The 16,082-nt window shown below is 46.8% G+C and carries 18 protein-coding genes and 7 tRNA genes; 7 read left to right on the top strand and 18 right to left on the bottom strand.

Annotation, left to right across the window (positions count from 1 at the left end; genetic code table 11):
* Nucleotides 1–21: 21 nt before the first annotated feature.
* The 18 genes from carB to FWJ59_RS03355 form a co-directional block, all read right to left on the bottom strand.
* A complete protein-coding gene (gene carB, locus FWJ59_RS03440; protein WP_414480588.1) occupies nucleotides 22–3,231 on the bottom strand; it encodes a carbamoyl-phosphate synthase large subunit in 3,210 nt (1,069 codons plus the stop codon).
* A gap of 37 nt (nucleotides 3,232–3,268) precedes the next feature.
* Entirely contained in the window at nucleotides 3,269–4,210 is a 942-nt protein-coding gene (pyrF, locus tag FWJ59_RS03435; protein WP_414480587.1) for an orotidine-5'-phosphate decarboxylase, read from the bottom strand.
* 74 nt (nucleotides 4,211–4,284) lie between these two features.
* Complete coding sequence (locus FWJ59_RS03430) at nucleotides 4,285–5,574, bottom strand: dihydroorotase (protein WP_414480590.1); 1,290 nt, start codon at nucleotides 5,572–5,574, stop codon at nucleotides 4,285–4,287.
* Nucleotides 5,558–6,493, bottom strand: coding sequence for an aspartate carbamoyltransferase catalytic subunit (locus tag FWJ59_RS03425; RefSeq protein WP_414480586.1), 936 nt, complete (start codon nucleotides 6,491–6,493; stop codon nucleotides 5,558–5,560). Before FWJ59_RS03425 ends, FWJ59_RS03430 begins: the two co-directional genes overlap by 17 nt.
* Before the next feature lie 176 nt (nucleotides 6,494–6,669).
* Nucleotides 6,670–7,206 carry a bifunctional pyr operon transcriptional regulator/uracil phosphoribosyltransferase PyrR gene (gene pyrR, locus FWJ59_RS03420; RefSeq protein ID WP_414480585.1) on the bottom strand — a complete coding sequence of 179 codons (537 nt, stop codon included), beginning with the start codon at nucleotides 7,204–7,206 and terminating at the stop codon, nucleotides 6,670–6,672.
* Between the two features lie 189 nt (nucleotides 7,207–7,395).
* Nucleotides 7,396–8,325, bottom strand: a complete 930-nt coding sequence (locus tag FWJ59_RS03415) for an RluA family pseudouridine synthase (RefSeq protein ID WP_414480584.1) — start codon at nucleotides 8,323–8,325, stop codon at nucleotides 7,396–7,398.
* Nucleotides 8,326–8,336: 11 nt separating this feature from the next.
* Nucleotides 8,337–8,798, bottom strand: a complete 462-nt coding sequence (gene lspA, locus FWJ59_RS03410) for a signal peptidase II (RefSeq protein WP_414480583.1) — start codon at nucleotides 8,796–8,798, stop codon at nucleotides 8,337–8,339.
* Between the two features lie 95 nt (nucleotides 8,799–8,893).
* A complete protein-coding gene (locus tag FWJ59_RS03405) occupies nucleotides 8,894–9,292 on the bottom strand; it encodes a TraR/DksA C4-type zinc finger protein (protein ID WP_414480582.1) in 399 nt (132 codons plus the stop codon).
* A 65-nt stretch (nucleotides 9,293–9,357) separates the two neighbouring features.
* Nucleotides 9,358–9,666: a DUF5665 domain-containing protein gene (locus tag FWJ59_RS03400; protein WP_414480581.1), complete on the bottom strand. Its 309-nt coding sequence runs from the start codon at nucleotides 9,664–9,666 to the stop codon at nucleotides 9,358–9,360.
* Nucleotides 9,667–9,779: 113 nt separating this feature from the next.
* Nucleotides 9,780–10,253, bottom strand: coding sequence for a DivIVA domain-containing protein (locus FWJ59_RS03395; protein ID WP_414480580.1), 474 nt, complete (start codon nucleotides 10,251–10,253; stop codon nucleotides 9,780–9,782).
* A gap of 46 nt (nucleotides 10,254–10,299) precedes the next feature.
* On the bottom strand, nucleotides 10,300–10,611 hold the full coding sequence (locus FWJ59_RS03390) for a YggT family protein (protein ID WP_414480579.1): 312 nt from the start codon (nucleotides 10,609–10,611) through the stop codon (nucleotides 10,300–10,302).
* 5 nt (nucleotides 10,612–10,616) lie between these two features.
* Complete coding sequence (locus FWJ59_RS03385; RefSeq protein ID WP_414480578.1) at nucleotides 10,617–11,102, bottom strand: cell division protein SepF; 486 nt, start codon at nucleotides 11,100–11,102, stop codon at nucleotides 10,617–10,619.
* An 18-nt stretch (nucleotides 11,103–11,120) separates the two neighbouring features.
* Complete coding sequence (locus FWJ59_RS03380) at nucleotides 11,121–11,804, bottom strand: YggS family pyridoxal phosphate-dependent enzyme (protein WP_414480577.1); 684 nt, start codon at nucleotides 11,802–11,804, stop codon at nucleotides 11,121–11,123.
* A 7-nt stretch (nucleotides 11,805–11,811) separates the two neighbouring features.
* Nucleotides 11,812–13,023, bottom strand: coding sequence for an HlyD family efflux transporter periplasmic adaptor subunit (locus tag FWJ59_RS03375; RefSeq protein ID WP_414480576.1), 1,212 nt, complete (start codon nucleotides 13,021–13,023; stop codon nucleotides 11,812–11,814).
* A gap of 111 nt (nucleotides 13,024–13,134) precedes the next feature.
* Complete coding sequence (locus tag FWJ59_RS03370) at nucleotides 13,135–13,563, bottom strand: ATP-binding protein (RefSeq protein ID WP_414480589.1); 429 nt, start codon at nucleotides 13,561–13,563, stop codon at nucleotides 13,135–13,137.
* Nucleotides 13,564–13,729: 166 nt separating this feature from the next.
* Nucleotides 13,730–14,491, bottom strand: coding sequence for a sigma-70 family RNA polymerase sigma factor (locus FWJ59_RS03365; RefSeq protein WP_414480575.1), 762 nt, complete (start codon nucleotides 14,489–14,491; stop codon nucleotides 13,730–13,732).
* Between the two features lie 6 nt (nucleotides 14,492–14,497).
* Nucleotides 14,498–14,893, bottom strand: a complete 396-nt coding sequence (locus FWJ59_RS03360) for a hypothetical protein (protein WP_414480574.1) — start codon at nucleotides 14,891–14,893, stop codon at nucleotides 14,498–14,500.
* A complete protein-coding gene (locus FWJ59_RS03355) occupies nucleotides 14,890–15,207 on the bottom strand; it encodes an STAS domain-containing protein (protein ID WP_414480573.1) in 318 nt (105 codons plus the stop codon). The genes FWJ59_RS03360 and FWJ59_RS03355 overlap by 4 nt, the downstream gene beginning before the upstream one ends.
* A 159-nt stretch (nucleotides 15,208–15,366) precedes the next feature.
* On the opposite strand from FWJ59_RS03355, the gene FWJ59_RS03350 reads away from it, so the two are divergent.
* From FWJ59_RS03350 to FWJ59_RS03320, 7 genes are all read left to right on the top strand, one after another.
* Nucleotides 15,367–15,443: transfer RNA gene (locus tag FWJ59_RS03350), tRNA-Pro, on the top strand.
* 6 nt (nucleotides 15,444–15,449) lie between these two features.
* A tRNA-Glu gene (locus FWJ59_RS03345) sits at nucleotides 15,450–15,524 on the top strand.
* Between the two features lie 22 nt (nucleotides 15,525–15,546).
* Nucleotides 15,547–15,622: transfer RNA gene (locus tag FWJ59_RS03340), tRNA-Ile, on the top strand.
* A gap of 10 nt (nucleotides 15,623–15,632) precedes the next feature.
* Nucleotides 15,633–15,709: transfer RNA gene (locus FWJ59_RS03335), tRNA-Asp, on the top strand.
* 5 nt (nucleotides 15,710–15,714) lie between these two features.
* Nucleotides 15,715–15,790 (top strand) — tRNA-Phe (locus FWJ59_RS03330).
* 5 nt (nucleotides 15,791–15,795) lie between these two features.
* A tRNA-Tyr gene (locus FWJ59_RS03325) sits at nucleotides 15,796–15,880 on the top strand.
* Nucleotides 15,881–15,897: 17 nt separating this feature from the next.
* Nucleotides 15,898–15,985: transfer RNA gene (locus FWJ59_RS03320), tRNA-Leu, on the top strand.
* The last annotated feature ends 97 nt before the right edge of the window (nucleotides 15,986–16,082 follow it).

Raw genomic sequence — 16,082 nt, 5'->3', positions numbered from 1 at the left:
AAGCCCCGCTACTTCCTCCTTTCAGCTTATATCTTCCAGAGCAATAAGCTCGATTTTGGATTCGTCAATGTTCTGTTTTAAAATGCTAACAAAAGCACGCGCTGTATCCAGCGAAGTAAAACATGGAATGGAGTGCCCCACAGCCATCCTCCGTATCTTAAAGCCATCGCGATGCGGGATATGTCCTCTGGTAGGAGTGTTAATTATAATGCTTATCTTGCCCTGCTGTATATAGTCGCTTATGTTTGGATGCCCCTGGCTTATTTTATTGACAACGCTGGCCGCTACATAGTTTGAATTGAGAACATGGGCCGTGCCGCTAGTAGCCAGTATGTTAAATCCCAGGCTCTCAAAGTCAGCGGCAATGGGCACAACCTCCTGTTTATCGGCGTTTGCCACGGTGATCAGCACGTTACCTTCCTTCTTCAGGTTGTAACACGCTGCCAGCAAGCCTTTAAACAGTGCCTCGGGCAATGTTCTACCTATCCCCAACACCTCGCCGGTGGATTTCATCTCTGGACCCAGACATACCTCAACCATGGGCAGCTTCTCGAACGAAAACACCGGTACTTTAACGGCTACGATATTTTTCTCGGGATACAAGCCCGTACCGTATCCCATTTCTTTCAGTTTTTGGCCCATCATAGCCCTGACAGCCAGCTCAACCATTGGTACCCCCGTCACCTTGCTGATATACGGCACGGTGCGGCTGGAACGGGGATTGGCTTCGATTACATATACATCACCGTTGTACTCGACGTACTGAATGTTGATAAGCCCTTTGACCTGTAACGCTCTAGCCAACCTGTAAGTATAATCGAGTATGCGCTGTACGGTAAACCGTGAAAGGCCTTTTGCAGGATATACGGCAATGCTGTCGCCCGAATGAACTCCCGCCCTCTCTATGTGCTCCATGATGCCTGGTATAAGTATGTCTTCCCCATCACATATGGCGTCCACTTCAATTTCCTTGCCCATCAAATATTTATCTATCAGAACGGGATGCTCCTGCTTCACGCGGTTTATTATCTCCATGTATTCTATTACGTCGTCGCGGTTATAGGCGATCTCCATCCCCTGTCCGCCCAGCACATACGAAGGCCTTACCAGAACCGGATATCCCAACTTTTCAGCTGCAAATACCGCTTCCTCCACAGTGAAGGCGGTATCTCCCGGCGGCCTAGGGATGTTCAGTTCCTCTAAAACTGTGTCAAATTCCTTTCTGTCCTCCGATTTGTTTATATTCTCAAGCTGCGTCCCCAATATCGTATATCCCGCATGGTGCACGACGTGGGCCAGCTTGATGGCCGTCTGCCCGCCAAACTGCACCATAACCCCATCCGGTCTCTCCATATCCAGGACGTTCAATACGTCCTCGGGAAACAGTGGTTCAAAATACAGCCTATCCGAGGTATCAAAGTCGGTGCTAACCGTCTCGGGATTGTTGTTTATGATAATGGCCTGATATCCCATTTTTTTCAAAGCCCATACGCAGTGAACCGAACAGTAGTCAAACTCTATGCCCTGTCCTATCCTTATGGGCCCGGCTCCCAGCACTACCACCTTTTTGCCTTGCCCTATATTAACGGCATTTTCCTCAGCGTTGTAGGTTGAATAGTAGTACGCCCCAACGCCCGAATCATCGCCAGCCCCGGTATCTATGGGCCTGTATACTGGGTATATCCCCCACTCTCTTCTTACCTTCCGCACCTGGTCGGGCTCCATGCCAGTAAGCCTACCGATGGTAGCGTCGGTAAAGCCCAGCCTCTTGGCCTTAAGCAGCGTAGCTCTATCCAGAGCCGTTCCCTTTTGCCTGATTTCGTTTTCGAATCGAACAATATTGAGAATCTTGTGTAAAAAGAAGGGATCAATGGCGGTCTTGCTATAAATCTCCTCAATGGATATGCCCCGTCTGAGAGCCTCTGCCACCACAAAAATCCTCTCGTCGGTCTTATAATCCAACTGCTCGATGATTTGCCGGTCATCCATCTTGGCAATGGGTTCCATATAGAGGTGGTCTACGCCCAGCTCCAGCGAACGTATAGCTTTCAAAAGCGCTTCCTCGAAAGATGCGCCAATGGCCATAACTTCGCCGGTGGCCTTCATCTTCGTACCCAATGCCTTATCGGCCTTTACGAATTTATCGAAAGGCCAGCGGGGAATCTTGAGTACCGTATAATCAACAACAGGCTGGCGCGCAGCAAAAGGCTTGCCCGTCATGCTGTGCCTTATCTCCTCAAGCCTGTATCCCAGCGCGATTTTGGTAGCCACCCTCGCGATTGGATAGCCCGTGGCTTTGGAGGCCAAAGCGCTTGAACGGCTTAACCTCGGGTTGACTTCTATAACATAATATTGCTGCCCATCGGGCCTCAAGGCAAACTGGATATTGCAGCCTCCTCTTATGTTGAGGGCATTGACTATGTTGATGGCAGCGCGCCTCAGCATAGCATCCTGCTCCGACGTCAAGGTCTGCGCAGGCGCCACCACTATGCTATCCCCGGTGTGAATGCCTACGGGGTCGACGTTTTCCATGCTGCACACGATGACGCAGTTGCCTTCCGCGTCCCGAACCACTTCGTATTCGATTTCCTTCCAGCCGGCCACAGATTTTTCTATTAGCACCTGATGCGCTCTGCTCAACCGCAGCCCTTCTGAAGCGATATTCTTGAGCTCTTCAGGAGTGCTGGCCATACCTCCCCCCGTCCCACCGAGGGTATAAGCCGGCCGTATGATGACCGGATAACCGATTTTTTCGGCAAAGGCAAGGGCGCTGTCAACGTCGTGTACGGTAAGGCTTTCGATCACCGGCTCCCCGATAGACTGCATGATCTGCTTGAATAGCTCCCTATCCTCTCCTTTGCGGATGGAGTCTACATCGGTTCCTATGATCCTCACGCCGTATTCATCTAAAAATCCCGATTCGGCCAGCTCAACTGCCAGATTAAGCCCCGTCTGCCCACCTAAAGTGGCCAACAGGCTATCGGGCTTTTCTCTGGCAATAACTCCCTTAAGAATTTGGGGAGTCAACGGTTCAATATACACGTGGTCAGCCATATGGGGATCAGTCATGATGGTGGCAGGATTGCTGTTTACCAGTACCACCTCCACACCTTCCTCTTTCAGAGCCCTGCAAGCCTGAGTTCCCGCATAATCAAACTCGGCTGCCTGTCCTATGACTATTGGTCCTGAGCCTATTACAAGGACTTTTTTGATGTTTGAGTCCCTCGGCATAACTCATCATCTCCTTTTCCATCTGCTATTTTTTCGATTACCACGGTTTAATCCCCCTATGTAACAGGGCAGTTTCGATTTCCTCTTTCATGCGGAGCACCTCTGCCAGAGCGGCATCCGCAAAGCGCTGAGGAGAAAACCTTTCCTTCCACGGGCTTTGGCGATAGGCACATATGACGCTGCGAGAAGCGTTGATAACCGCTCCCAAGCCGCGCTCATCAAAACCGCCCATTACATCCTGAATACTGCCTCCTTGTGCCCCATAACCAGGTATCAAAAAGTAAGTGTTGGGCATCTCTCCTCTCAGCTCCTCAAGCTGCCGAGGGTAAGTGGCCCCTATAACAGCCCCTACATGGCTGTAACCTTTTGTCCCCATGAGCTCCTTACCCCACTCCACCACTTTTTCAGCCACTTTATTGTACAGTCTCTTTTCCCCAACCGGCAGATCCTGAAACTCTCCTGACGATGGATTAGAAGTTTTAACCAGCACAAATATGCCTTTCCCGTAATCCCTGCAAGCTTTGATAAATGGCATCACGCCATCGGTGCCCAGATAGGGATTAACCGTTATGAAATCCAGGTTGAAGGCCGGCATGCTGCCGCTTTTAAGCGGAGTCTCCCCCAAATAAGCGCTGGCATAGGCTTCGGCAGTGGAACCGATATCGTTTCTCTTAACATCCCCTATGACTATCAGGCCCTTCGATTTGGCGTACTGAGCTGTAAGCCTGAAGGCCTCTATTCCTGGTGGCCCATAAAGCTCATAATAGGCTATCTGTATCTTGACTGCAGGGACGTGCTCATACACCGCGTCAATGATAGCCTTGTTAAATTCAAAGATGGCTCTAGCCGCGACTTCAAAGGGCGATGCCCCGCTGCACCCTTCTATCACATGGTCGGGAACGTATTCAAGGCGGGTATCCAACCCCACCACCGTAGGATTCTTTTTCTCAATGATCTGCTCTATGAGCCTATCTATCAAATGCTTTCACCCCACATATCCAGTGCTTCCGTTTTCTCGTATTATAACGTATTATAATAGAAATTTTTGCAATTTCAAATAATTACTTTTTCATTTTTCATAACTACTTTGCCATCCACGATGGTATGAATGACCTTGCCCTTCAATGTACAGCCGTTAAAAGGCGAATTCTTGCCTTTGGAGTAGAATTTTGAAACATCGACGGTATACGTCCTATGAAGGTCAACCACTATTACATCTGCAGGTTTTCCGACCTGTATGGTCCCAGCATCTATATTCAATATCTCTGCTGGCCTCTTGCTCATCTTTTGCACCAGCTCCTGTATAGAAAGGATACCCGTTTCCACCAGATGGGTATATGCAAGGGAAAATGCCGTCTCAAAGCCCGATATGCCGTTGGCAGCCAGGCTGTACTCTACTTCTTTATCGTCCCGATGGTGAGGCGCATGGTCGGTAGCGATGATATCGATGGTCCCATCCTTTAACCCCTGCTTTACGGCCTCTACATCGTCGCTGGTGCGCAAAGGAGGATTCACTTTAGCATTGGTATTATATCCATCCACCCACTCATCGGTTGCACAAAAATAATGAGGCGCAGTTTCGCAAGTCACCTTAACGCCTCTCCTCTTTGCCTGGCGTATGAGCTCCACCGAGCCCCTGGTGCTCACATGGGCAATGTGTATGGGTGCATCCAGCACCTCGGCCAGTATGATGTCTCGGGCCACCATGACCTCCTCTGCAGCCCGGGTTATACCCTTAAGCCCCAGCACCGTTGACATGTACCCATCGTTCATAACTCCGTCGCCAACCAGCGATAAATCTTCGCAGTGAGAAATTATGAGCATACCCATCCCTTTGGCGTACTGAAGGGCCAGCCTCATCAGCTGTGAGTTCATTATGGGCCTGCCGTCATCCGAAAGGGCTACTGCTCCCGCCTCTTTGAGTTCCCCCATCTCCGTAAGCTCTTGTCCTTCCAGGCCTTTTGTAACAGCTGCTACGGGATAGACCTTAACTACTCCTTTAGCCCTGGCTATTGACTTTATATAATTTACCATGGCCGCATTGTCCACTACTGGATTAGTATTGGCCATACACGCAACGCTGGTAAAACCGCCTGCAGCGGCGCTCCTGGTCCCTGAACCTATATCTTCCTTGTATTCAAACCCCGGCTCTCTCAAATGGCAGTGAGAATCCACCAGTCCCGGCAGCACCCATTTGTCAGTAGCATCTATGACTTCATCAGCAGCATTTCCCATATTTTCTCCTATATGAATTATTTTTCCTTTATCTATCAATATATCGGCTTTGTAGGGTACATCCGAAATTCCATCAATCACCGTTCCGTTTTTAATGCACAGCATTATAATCCCTCCGCGTCAAGAGATATAGAAGCGCCATGCGAATAGCCACTCCGTTGGTCACCTGCTCGTTTATGACAGACTGTTCTCCATCCACCAGATCCGACGATATCTCCACCCCCCTGTTTACCGGCCCAGGATGCATGATAAGGGCATCCGCTTTGGCAAGCCGTATCCGTTCCTGGGTTATTCCAAACAGGCGCGTGTACTCCCTAATAGAAGGCAGTAGCCCTTTTTGCTGGCGCTCCCTTTGAATCCGTAGGCCCATGACCACATCGGCATCCTTTACGGCTTCCTCAACCTTGTAAAAAACCCTTGCCCCCATCTTTTCAATATCAGGCGGCATAAGGGTAGAAGGACCTGCTACTCTCACCTCGGCACCCATAGCAGTTAGACCCCATATGTTGCTGCGCGCCACCCTGCTGTGCAGTATGTCCCCTATTATGGCCACCTTCAAACCGTCCAGGGTACCCTTTTTTTGTTTTATGGTAAACATATCTAGAAGCGCCTGAGTTGGATGTTCGTTGATCCCATCGCCGGCATTGATAACCGAAGCCGACACATGCTTTGCCAGAAGATGAGGTGCACCTGACATCGGATGGCGAAGGACGATGACGTCGATCCCCATGCTTTGAAGTGTTTTCCCCGTATCTACCAGGCTTTCTCCCTTGGCAACGCTGCTGGATGAGACTGCAACGCTGGCCGTGTGGGCTCCCAGATACTTGGCCGCAAATTCAAACGAAAACCTGGTTCGGGTACTGTTTTCATAAAACAGCATTACCACTGACTTGCCCTGTAAATATGAGGCCTTTTTTACGTTGCTTAAAAGGATAGATTTCATGTCCTGCGCTGTACTCAATATCTCCTCCAGCTCTGCTTTGGTCATCCCCCTAAGTCCCAGCAAATCCTTTCGCTTGAGTGCCATCATCTCACCCACCAACATTTAAGATTTATGAGATCCTCAATGTCCAGTAAAAGCATTTTTGGGCATCAAAAAAGCCTTGATAGAAGGCTATCAAGGCTTATAAAATGCTCTGTAAATGCTCGGTTGTAATTCCCTTGACAGCCTCACTGGACTGTATTAAAGGGAACTTCTTAAGTTCAGAGTTCAGCTATGATCACTTTGTTTACACCATCAACCTCTGAAACATATACGCACACCTTTTCGCTTTTTGATGTAGGAACGTTTTTGCCCACGTAATCCGCCCTTATTGGCAGCTCCCGGTGTCCCCTATCCACTAACACCGCAAGCTGGATGGCCTTGGGCCTGCCCAAATCGATCAGGGCATCCATGGCTGCCCGCGCAGTCCTCCCGGTAAATAGCACGTCATCGACCATTACCACGACTTTACCATTTACGTCAAACGGAACATTGGTGCTGTTGACCATAGGCTGATCAGATTTGGGAGACAGGTCATCTCGATACAGCGTTATGTCCAACACCCCAACGGGGATTTCCTGACCTTCGTACTGCTGTATCTTCATAGCCAGCCTCCGAGCAAGCGGCACTCCCCTGGTCTTTATGCCTACCAGTACCACATCCTGGATGCCTTTGTTGCGTTCTATGATCTCGTGGGCTATTCGCGTAAGCGCCCTGTTCATCGCCGCTTCATCCATAATCAGCGCTTTTTGGATCATTATCCAGGTCACCCCTTTTTTCATAAAAAAGGCATCTCACCCATCGGTAAGATGCCCTCTTATCATATACCACCCCACATGCAATTTTGCACACGCTACCACCACCTTACCGACCTCACAGGATCGATTTAAAGGCCAAAGCAGTTTTTTATAGTATAACATGAACATTGTCAAGTGTCTATACCCTTTTTAATTTTTGATATTACTTCTCCTCAGAATATCAAGCAGATCTTCAAAGTATGGGGGCAGGGGCGCTTCAAATTCCATATACTCTCCGGTAGAAGGATGGATAAGTCCCAGCTTCTTGGCATGAAGGACCTGCCCTTTTAAGTTAAACTTTTGCTTTCGAGAACCGTACACGCTATCCCCTACCACGGGATGCCCTATATACGCCATGTGCACTCGTATCTGATGGGTTCTACCGGTTTCAAGCCTGGCCTCCACCAGGGTGTACTGGCCAAACCGCTCAAGCACCTTAAAATGGGTAATAGCCGGTTTGGCAGTGGGTGAATTCAGCACCGCCATCTTTTTGCGGTTGGTGGGATGGCGCCCTATCGGGGCATTGATGATCCCCTTATCCTCCTTTATGTTTTTTTCCACAATGCACCAGTAAATTCTTTTTAAAGTCCTATCCTTGATCTGCTGCGCCAGGCTTTGGTGCGCCGCATCGTTCTTGGCAACCACCAGCAGGCCAGAGGTATCCTTATCCAGGCGGTGGACGATTCCCGGTCGTATTTCTCCGCCAATCCCCGATAGCCCATCGCAGGAGTAGAGCAGCGCATTGACCAGCGTACCTGAATAATTCCCCGGAGCGGGGTGTACTACCATCCCCTGCGGCTTATTGATCACCACTATGTCGTTATCCTCATACACTATATCCAATTCCAGAGGCTCGGGCTGAAGGGATACCTCCTTAGGGGGAGGTATGGTGACATCTATCAAGCAACCAGGCTTTACCTTGAAGTTGCACTTAACCTTTTGCCCATTTACCGATACCAATCCATCCTTTATTAACTTTTGAATGTACGAACGCGAATGCCCGGGGAGCTTCTCGGTCAAAAAGACGTCAATCCTCTTTTTGTCGTCCGCTTGCTCCACTTCAAACCTCAGCGTTTCCATCAAACCAACACCTAGCTGAATAACTTTTGTCCTGAATCAGCGATAAACAGGATATAATAGGCAAGCAATATGGTGCCTATCACCACGAATGAATCGGCCACATTGAAGACGGGATAATCTATGAGCACAAAATGCAGCATATCCACCACATACCCCAGCCACAACCTGTCGATCAGGTTGCCTATAGCTCCACCCAGTATCATGGACAGGGCAATGGTGAGCACCGGGCTCTCCAGAGTGCGGACAAACAAGTAATATGCTATCACCGCGCTGACCACAACTGTCAGCGCTATAAAAAGCCATCTCTGATTTTGCAAGATGCCGAATGCAGCACCTCTGTTTTCCACATAGGTAAAGTGAAATACATTTCGTATTAAAGGGACAGACTTCACAGGCTTAAGATAGGTCCTGGCAAGGTATTTGGTAAGCTGGTCAAGAACTACTATAAAGACCACTATAAATGCCTGAAGCATTAATGCTCCCCTTTCACTCAATTGTTTAAACCATATTACATTATAACACAAGGGGGAGCACATTTCATAGCCATCAGGCAGCAACTTTTTGCAGGTTAGGCCCAATTTGTGTCAATCTGCTCTTCAGCCTCTTTTCTCTGACAATTGATACAGAGCTTGGCAGTAGGGTATGCATCCAGCCGCTCAAAGCCTATCTCCTCGCCGCAGTACAGACATATGCCGTAGCTTCCCCTCTCTATCCTTTGCAGAGCATCGCGTATATCGCTAAGGTATTCTAGCTGATGGTTGCGCAGGGAGATATACTTTTCCTGCTCAAAGGTTTCGGTACCTAAATCGGCAGGATGATTGTCATACTTTGAAAGCTCCTCTATGCTGTTTCCTATGGAATCGTTCATGCCAAAATTGTTTTTCTTGGACTGGTTGAGCATGGATTCCACTTTTTGTTGTTCTTCCAGCAGCTTTTTCTTAAGATATTTAATCTCATAATCTCTCATAAGCCTCATTTCCCTCTCTTTTTAAATGTTATAAATTCCCAAACGCGCCTTCATATTTCAAGCCCTTACAGGTGCTCGTTGACGATTTTTACTATTTCCGCTATAAAGCCGCCTATTATGGGCAAATTCTCGTTGGCCAGCCGGGTAAGAAAGTACAACACCATGGCGCCAAGCAAGGTAAACCCCACAGCCATTCCCAACCCTCTCGCTAGGCCGGCTATGAAATTGGTGCGTATAACCCTCCAGGTATCGTTCAGGTATTCAACATATTCCCCGAAGTTCATCTTCTCAAGGGTTCTGGCAATTTCCTCTATTTTGGAATAGGCCTGCTCACTTTTTCCATTACCATTTTTTGCCTCGCAATTCCCTTTCATGCCATATCATCTCTCAAAAAATATAAAAAGGGGATACTGAAAAAAGTATACCCCCTTATAGCCCATTTTATCCTATACATTAATCCTTGAAATCCTCGGTTTTAAATCCTGGTTTACTGCCCAGCTTCAACAGAAGATGGCAATTCCATTTCCCTTTCTATAGTTTGAAGGTACTCCTGCAAAAGCGTTTTAAACCTGGTTTTGAATATCTCTACCTGTTTTCTGGTCTCCTCGTATTCCATTCGTATTTTTAGCACCTGCTCATTGGCATCCTGTACGATTTTCTGGGCCCTCTGTTCAGCCTCTTTTACGATGAGCTCTGCATTTTTATGCGCCGAGGCTATCACCTCATCGGCCGTTTTTTGTGCCGTGATCAGCGTCTCCTTGAGCGTACCCTCCATGGATTTATAATACTCCAACTGCTCTTTTAAAACGCCTATGCGTTCCTTAAGTTCAAGGTTTTCTTTGTAGAGCTTTTCGAAATCCTCTACCACTTCATCCAGAAACTGATCCACTTCATCCTCGTCATAACCTCTAAAGCTCCTGGAAAACTCCTTATTGTGGATATCCATGGGCGTCAACGGCATAATCGGCTATCCTCCCCTCTTCATCTTTATATTACTACACAAAACCTTAAAATAGCGTCGCTCTGTATTTCAGCAAGTTTTCCACTACCTCTATGATCTGCTGCAGAAGCATAATGGCCAGATAAGCAAAAAGCGGCGAAAAATCTATAGGAAATCCCGAAGTATTCAGCCTATCGGTTAACCTACGAAAAGGTCTGACCACCGGTTCCACTACGCGCATAATGAAAGATCGAATGGGATGGGTTGGATCTATAAACCAGGACATGAACGCGTTGATGACAATTAACCACGACAGGACGTTCAAAAACCATCGCACGCCCCGCAGCACATATATGATTCCCCAATATACCAATGCCACTCCTCCTATTCCGTCTCATCTTCTTTGATGTTTGCTAGCGTATAAAAGCTCTTGCCCTTCAATTCATCCGGAATATTGCCCACTATTTCAATATTGCTGGGCGCCAGCACAAATATGCCTCTGGACACCTTTTGAATGGTCCCATCAAGAGCATATACGGCCCCGCTTATGAAGTCCAACACCCTTTGAGCCAAAGGCATATCCAGCGCCTCCAGGTTAACTACGATGGGCTTTCTGCTCTTCAAATTATTGATAATGGTCTGGGTATCTTCAAATGACACCGGCTGATATATTACTACTTTTACATAAGAGGAAGTATGTATATTGACCACTTTACCTTTCCTTTGCCTGGACCAAAATGATGGCTCCTCCAGCTCCTGAACTTGATCTCGCTCCTCGGCTTCGGGTTCATCAGCTTCCGGATTTTCCTCTACCACCGTTTCTTCCAACCCAATCAGGTTTAAAATCTTGTTGAATATACCATCTGCCATAAAAATTCCTCCCCTTTTCTAAACATATCTTTCCCCAAAGATCGCTCTACCAATCCTCACGATATTGGCTCCTTCTTCAATGGCCACCTCAAAATCATTGGTCATCCCCATGGAGAGATATTCCATATCAATATGAGGATATCGTCTCTCCTTTATTCTGTCAAACAGCTTTTTAAGCCGCGCAAAATAAGGTCGTGCAGCTTCCGGGTCACTTAACAGCGGCGCTATGGTCATCAATCCCTTTACCCTTATATGGTCGAACAGCTGCAGCTGCTCGATAAAGCTTTCAAGGTCTTCTTCGAAAATGCCCGATTTGGTGGATTCCCTGGATATATTGACCTGTATTAAAACGGGAATAATCCTCTCCCCTGCGCGCTTGTTGAGCTCCTTCGCCAGTGAAACGCGGTCCAGCGAGTGTATCAAATCTACCTTGTCCACTATGTATTTCACCTTGTTTGTCTGCAATGTCCCGATCAGGTGCCTCTTTATCCCGGCAGGAATAAAGTCATGCTTCTTTACAAACTCTTGCACCCTGTTCTCGCCGATATGCTTAATGCCGGCATTTATAGCTTCCATTATCCTAGCCACATCGACGGTCTTAGTAACAGCCACAACAGTGACATCCTGGGGGGCTCTACCCGCCCTAAGAGCAGCTTCGGCAACCCTATCTAATACCCTTTCTACATTGTATCGTATGTCCATTGCCCCATCACCTCTTAATGCGAACCTTGGCGTGAAGTTCCAACTGCTTGGATTCTCCTTTTTCAGAAATTATAGCATACTCATCATCCATCGCCACCATCTCTACCGGTATAAAAACCTCCGACTCCTCACGAACCACCATTATTCCTTTCTCTCCTCGCCGGGTGACGACAGCATCGGCAGGTACCATAAATCCCTGAAAACTCTTACTTATCTCTACTTCGACGCTTCGCTTACTGATGAAATCCTCAATCTTTTCGTTAAACTCCACTATCACAAGGACTTCTCCCTTTTCCCGGACAATATTGTACACCCTGCCTTTTATGGTTTGCATCTGAGGCCCTATAAAGCTTACATCCACCTCTTGCCCTTCTGCATAATTGATTTGCGGCTCCGATATCAAACAAGCTGCATACCACTTTCCGGGTTGCACGATTTTAAAAAATGGCTGCTCTGCCTTGGCACCTTCTTCTTCATCTTCTCTGACCGCATTTTCACTATAAAAAGCTTTAAAATCTTTAACAGTGATATAGTTGACCGCTTTTTCCCCCAGAATGCTTTCCAAGCCATCCAAAGAAAAGCTTATGATGCCGGACTCGGGGGCCACCAGCTCTATCTTCCATTCCTCAAGCTGCTTGTTTAGCTCAGCTTCCTCTTTATAAAGCCTTTCTAAATAAGGATCGGGTTTGGTCTTTTGGTCAAGTATCTTTTGCCGGTTTGCAAACAACGAACGAAGCCTTTTTTCGTAATCATCCAATTTGTCAAACTGCAGATCCCTTACTGCAACCTGGATGGATAAGACTGTACTAGCTATATCCTTTTCCACTTTCTCCAAGTCCTTGTCAATGATATCCTGCAATATATTTTCCTGCTGATATAGCAATATCCTCTCCTGCACGTTGTACAGCTGGTACACCAGCTCCTCCTTGTAATTGGCTTTATATAAAACTGCTACGGGATCCTCTTTCTCCACCATTTCACCTTCGGCCACCAAAAAGTTAACACGCCCGTACTCAGGAGCATTATACGCCTTCTCCTGCCGGATTACCAGAGCACCACCCTTATCCTTTAACAGTACTTCTCCATACTGAACGATGCCGTAAACCGGCGTACTGGTGGAAGCACGTATGAGAAAATAACAGCCCAATATGACCCCAAACAAAAAAACAAAAAAGCGAAAGCGTACCCTTCTTCTGCCAATTACAAGGCCCTTCCCCATAACCCCAATCCCTTCACAGTTATTTTACTATATTTTTTATTTCTCCACAAAATAAAAAAATCCTCCAAAAATAAAAATATTCTGATTGCAGCCAATCAGTTTAATATTGCCTTATGACTTTATGGATTTCTTTACGCTAATCCAGCTACCATTCTTGCTGAACTTGATATCATCGCATATGCTCTGCACTATTTTGAGCCCCCTGCCCCTTTCCAAAAGCGCGAAAGAATCACAGGGGAAAATGCCTTTTTCTATTTCCTTGTAATTGAAGCCCCTGCCCTGATCCCTTATACATATAGATATGGTGTTATCATCCAGCGCATGGACAATTACTGTCAATACCTTGTCATTAAAGCACTTATTCCCGTGGACGATGCCATTGACGATGAGCTCATTGATTATGAGACGGAATTCATAATCCTCTTCCTCCTCCAGGTGATGCCAAGCCTCTATACGATTCATTATTTCCCTTACCAGCTCTCTGACCATCTGCGTATTGGCACCTACAATTTCCCTTTTAAACAATAACACCACCGACACTACCCCCAAAAATCAGTCCTCCTCAAATTAGACTGACAACTTCAATCGCTTTGACCCAATAAAACACTGTCCCCTAATTATATAACTACCCTTCTTCACAGCATTTAAACACTGTCATCATTTTACACCAAAATTTCACGATAAAATTTTACACTACAATTAATGCTCATATGCTATTTTTAAACATGTACTTGAGCTTCCTCAAAATTTTTCGCTCAAGCCTTGAAATATACATCTGCGAGACGCCCATCTCTTCGGCTATATCCTTCTGGCTTCGCTGGTTATAAAAGCGCTCATATATAACCTTTTTTTCCACATCGTTGAGCTTGTCCATGATGCTATCTATAAAGTCCCTGTTTTCAACCCTTATGTAGCCATTTTCTTCGTAGCCTATCACTGCTGACAGATCGGTTTCTTTGTCCTCGTCTATATAATAATCCAGCGAAAGGGGATTGGTCTTTTGATTGGATTCCATCAGCTCCAAAACCTCTTCAGTGGTCATACCCAAATACTCGGCCAGCTCCTCAGATTTGGGCGAACGCCCGAGAGCAGCCGAAAGATGTATCCTGGCTTCCTCCAGCTTTTTGAGCATCTCGTTCTCCTTCCTGGGCAACCGGATTATCCTGCTTTTGTCGCGGAAATAGTTCTTTATCTCTCCAATTATGGTAGGAGTTGCAAAACTGGAAAACTTGTAGCCCTTATTTATATCATAGCGTTCCAGCGCTTTTATCAAAGCCAGAGAAGCCACCTGATACAAATCATCATACTCGATTCCCCGATTGGCAAACTTCTTGGCTATTATTTCAGCGATATATAGATATTTCTGCACCAAAATGTTTCTCAATCCTATGTCCCTGGTCTTGCAATACTCCCTAAGCAATGCTTCCAAATTTTCTGAATCCAGCTTTGTAGACGCCTGTACGTTCATTAAAAACTAACCCCCATATTTTTTATACATCTTTATACCCCTTAAAACTCCGTTATCCATCGTTTTCTCTACTACATCCATAAGGGATTGCATTATATAGAAGCTGAGCTCTATCTGCTCATCGTCGAAGAACGGCACATCTCGGTGAACCGATTTGGATGCAAATATATCAATCCACATGCCTTTTTCCTTATCCACCTTAAAAGTAAGCTCTAGCCATTCAATGCTCCTATCGTGGTTCATCACATAGGTTCCCGCCTCGGACACCGCCAGCTTTATATCCTCAATCTCATCTACACCAAAGCCAGCACGGCTGGCCACCGCTGAAGTCGTCAACCGTATAACCAGCATGTACTCGGGTTTTGCCGGCACTTTTAAATAGATGTTATCCATCTCCATCATTCCTGCACCTCAATCAAAAATATTTTATCAAGTCCTGTTATGGTAAAAATTTTCTTAATGTAGGGTTTTAAATTCCTTATTGATATATTGCCCTTGTTATCCTTTACTCTCTTTAAAACGCCGATCAGCACGCCCAAGCCGGTGCTGTCGATATACTTAAGGCCCTCACAATCTATAATCATACTCGAATTATGCTGATCCAAAAGGCTGTGAAGGACTTCCTTGAGCTGCGGAGCGCTGTATACATCCACCTCGCCCGATAGAGAAACTTCCCAGGTATTGGTAGAGGAATTGTAATTGTGAGTGACGTTCATATAGTCTCACCCTTTCTTCTAAAATTTCTTCCAAAAATACAGTTACCCGTCTGTAATTATACCATATCGGCACTGTAAAATAAAAAATTTTTTCCTCTTGACAGAGTAACTTAAATGCTGTATATTAATATTTGCCTTTGAAAAATGCCTCGAAAGAGTCGGGGTGTGGCGCAGCTTGGTAGCGCACGTGCTTTGGGAGCATGGGGCCGGGGGTTCAAATCCCTCCACCCCGACCAGTGAGTGGCCCCTTGGTCAAGTGGTTAAGACACAGGCCTTTCACGCCTGTAACAGGGGTTCGAATCCCCTAGGGGTCACCAAACATGAATAAATTGAAAATATGGGCCTTTAGCTCAGCGGTCAGAGCAGCCGGCTCATAACCGGTTGGTCCGGGGTTCGAATCCCTGAAGGCCCACCATATAAAATACGGCCCGGTAGTTCAGCTGGTTAGAACGCTAGCCTGTCACGCTAGAGGTCGAGGGTTCAAGTCCCTTCCGGGTCGCCATATTAGCCTCGGTAGCTCAGTTGGTAGAGCAGCGGACTGAAAATCCGCGTGTCGGTGGTTCGATTCCGCCCCGAGGCACCAAGTGTGGAGGGGTGCCCGAGTGGTCAAAGGGGGCAGACTGTAAATCTGTTGGCGCAGCCTTCGGTGGTTCGAATCCATCCCCCTCCACCATAAAAATTTAAGATCGTGCGAAAGTGGTGGAATTGGCAGACGCGCTAGATTCAGGGTCTAGTGGGCTTTACGCCCGTGGGGGTTCGAGTCCCCCCTTTCGCACCAGTAAAATCAAGGGTTCCAGGGTTTTGAAAACCCTGGAAAAATTACTTTTAAACCAAAAATACTGCAATTTTACTGCAAATAAAATTACTTGATTTTT

Origin of the sequence: Caldicoprobacter sp. (genome assembly GCF_047459465.1) — a bacterium.
Taxonomy (GTDB): Bacteria; Bacillota; Clostridia; order Caldicoprobacterales; family Caldicoprobacteraceae; genus Caldicoprobacter.
This window is presented reverse-complemented; position numbering and strand designations above follow the sequence as displayed.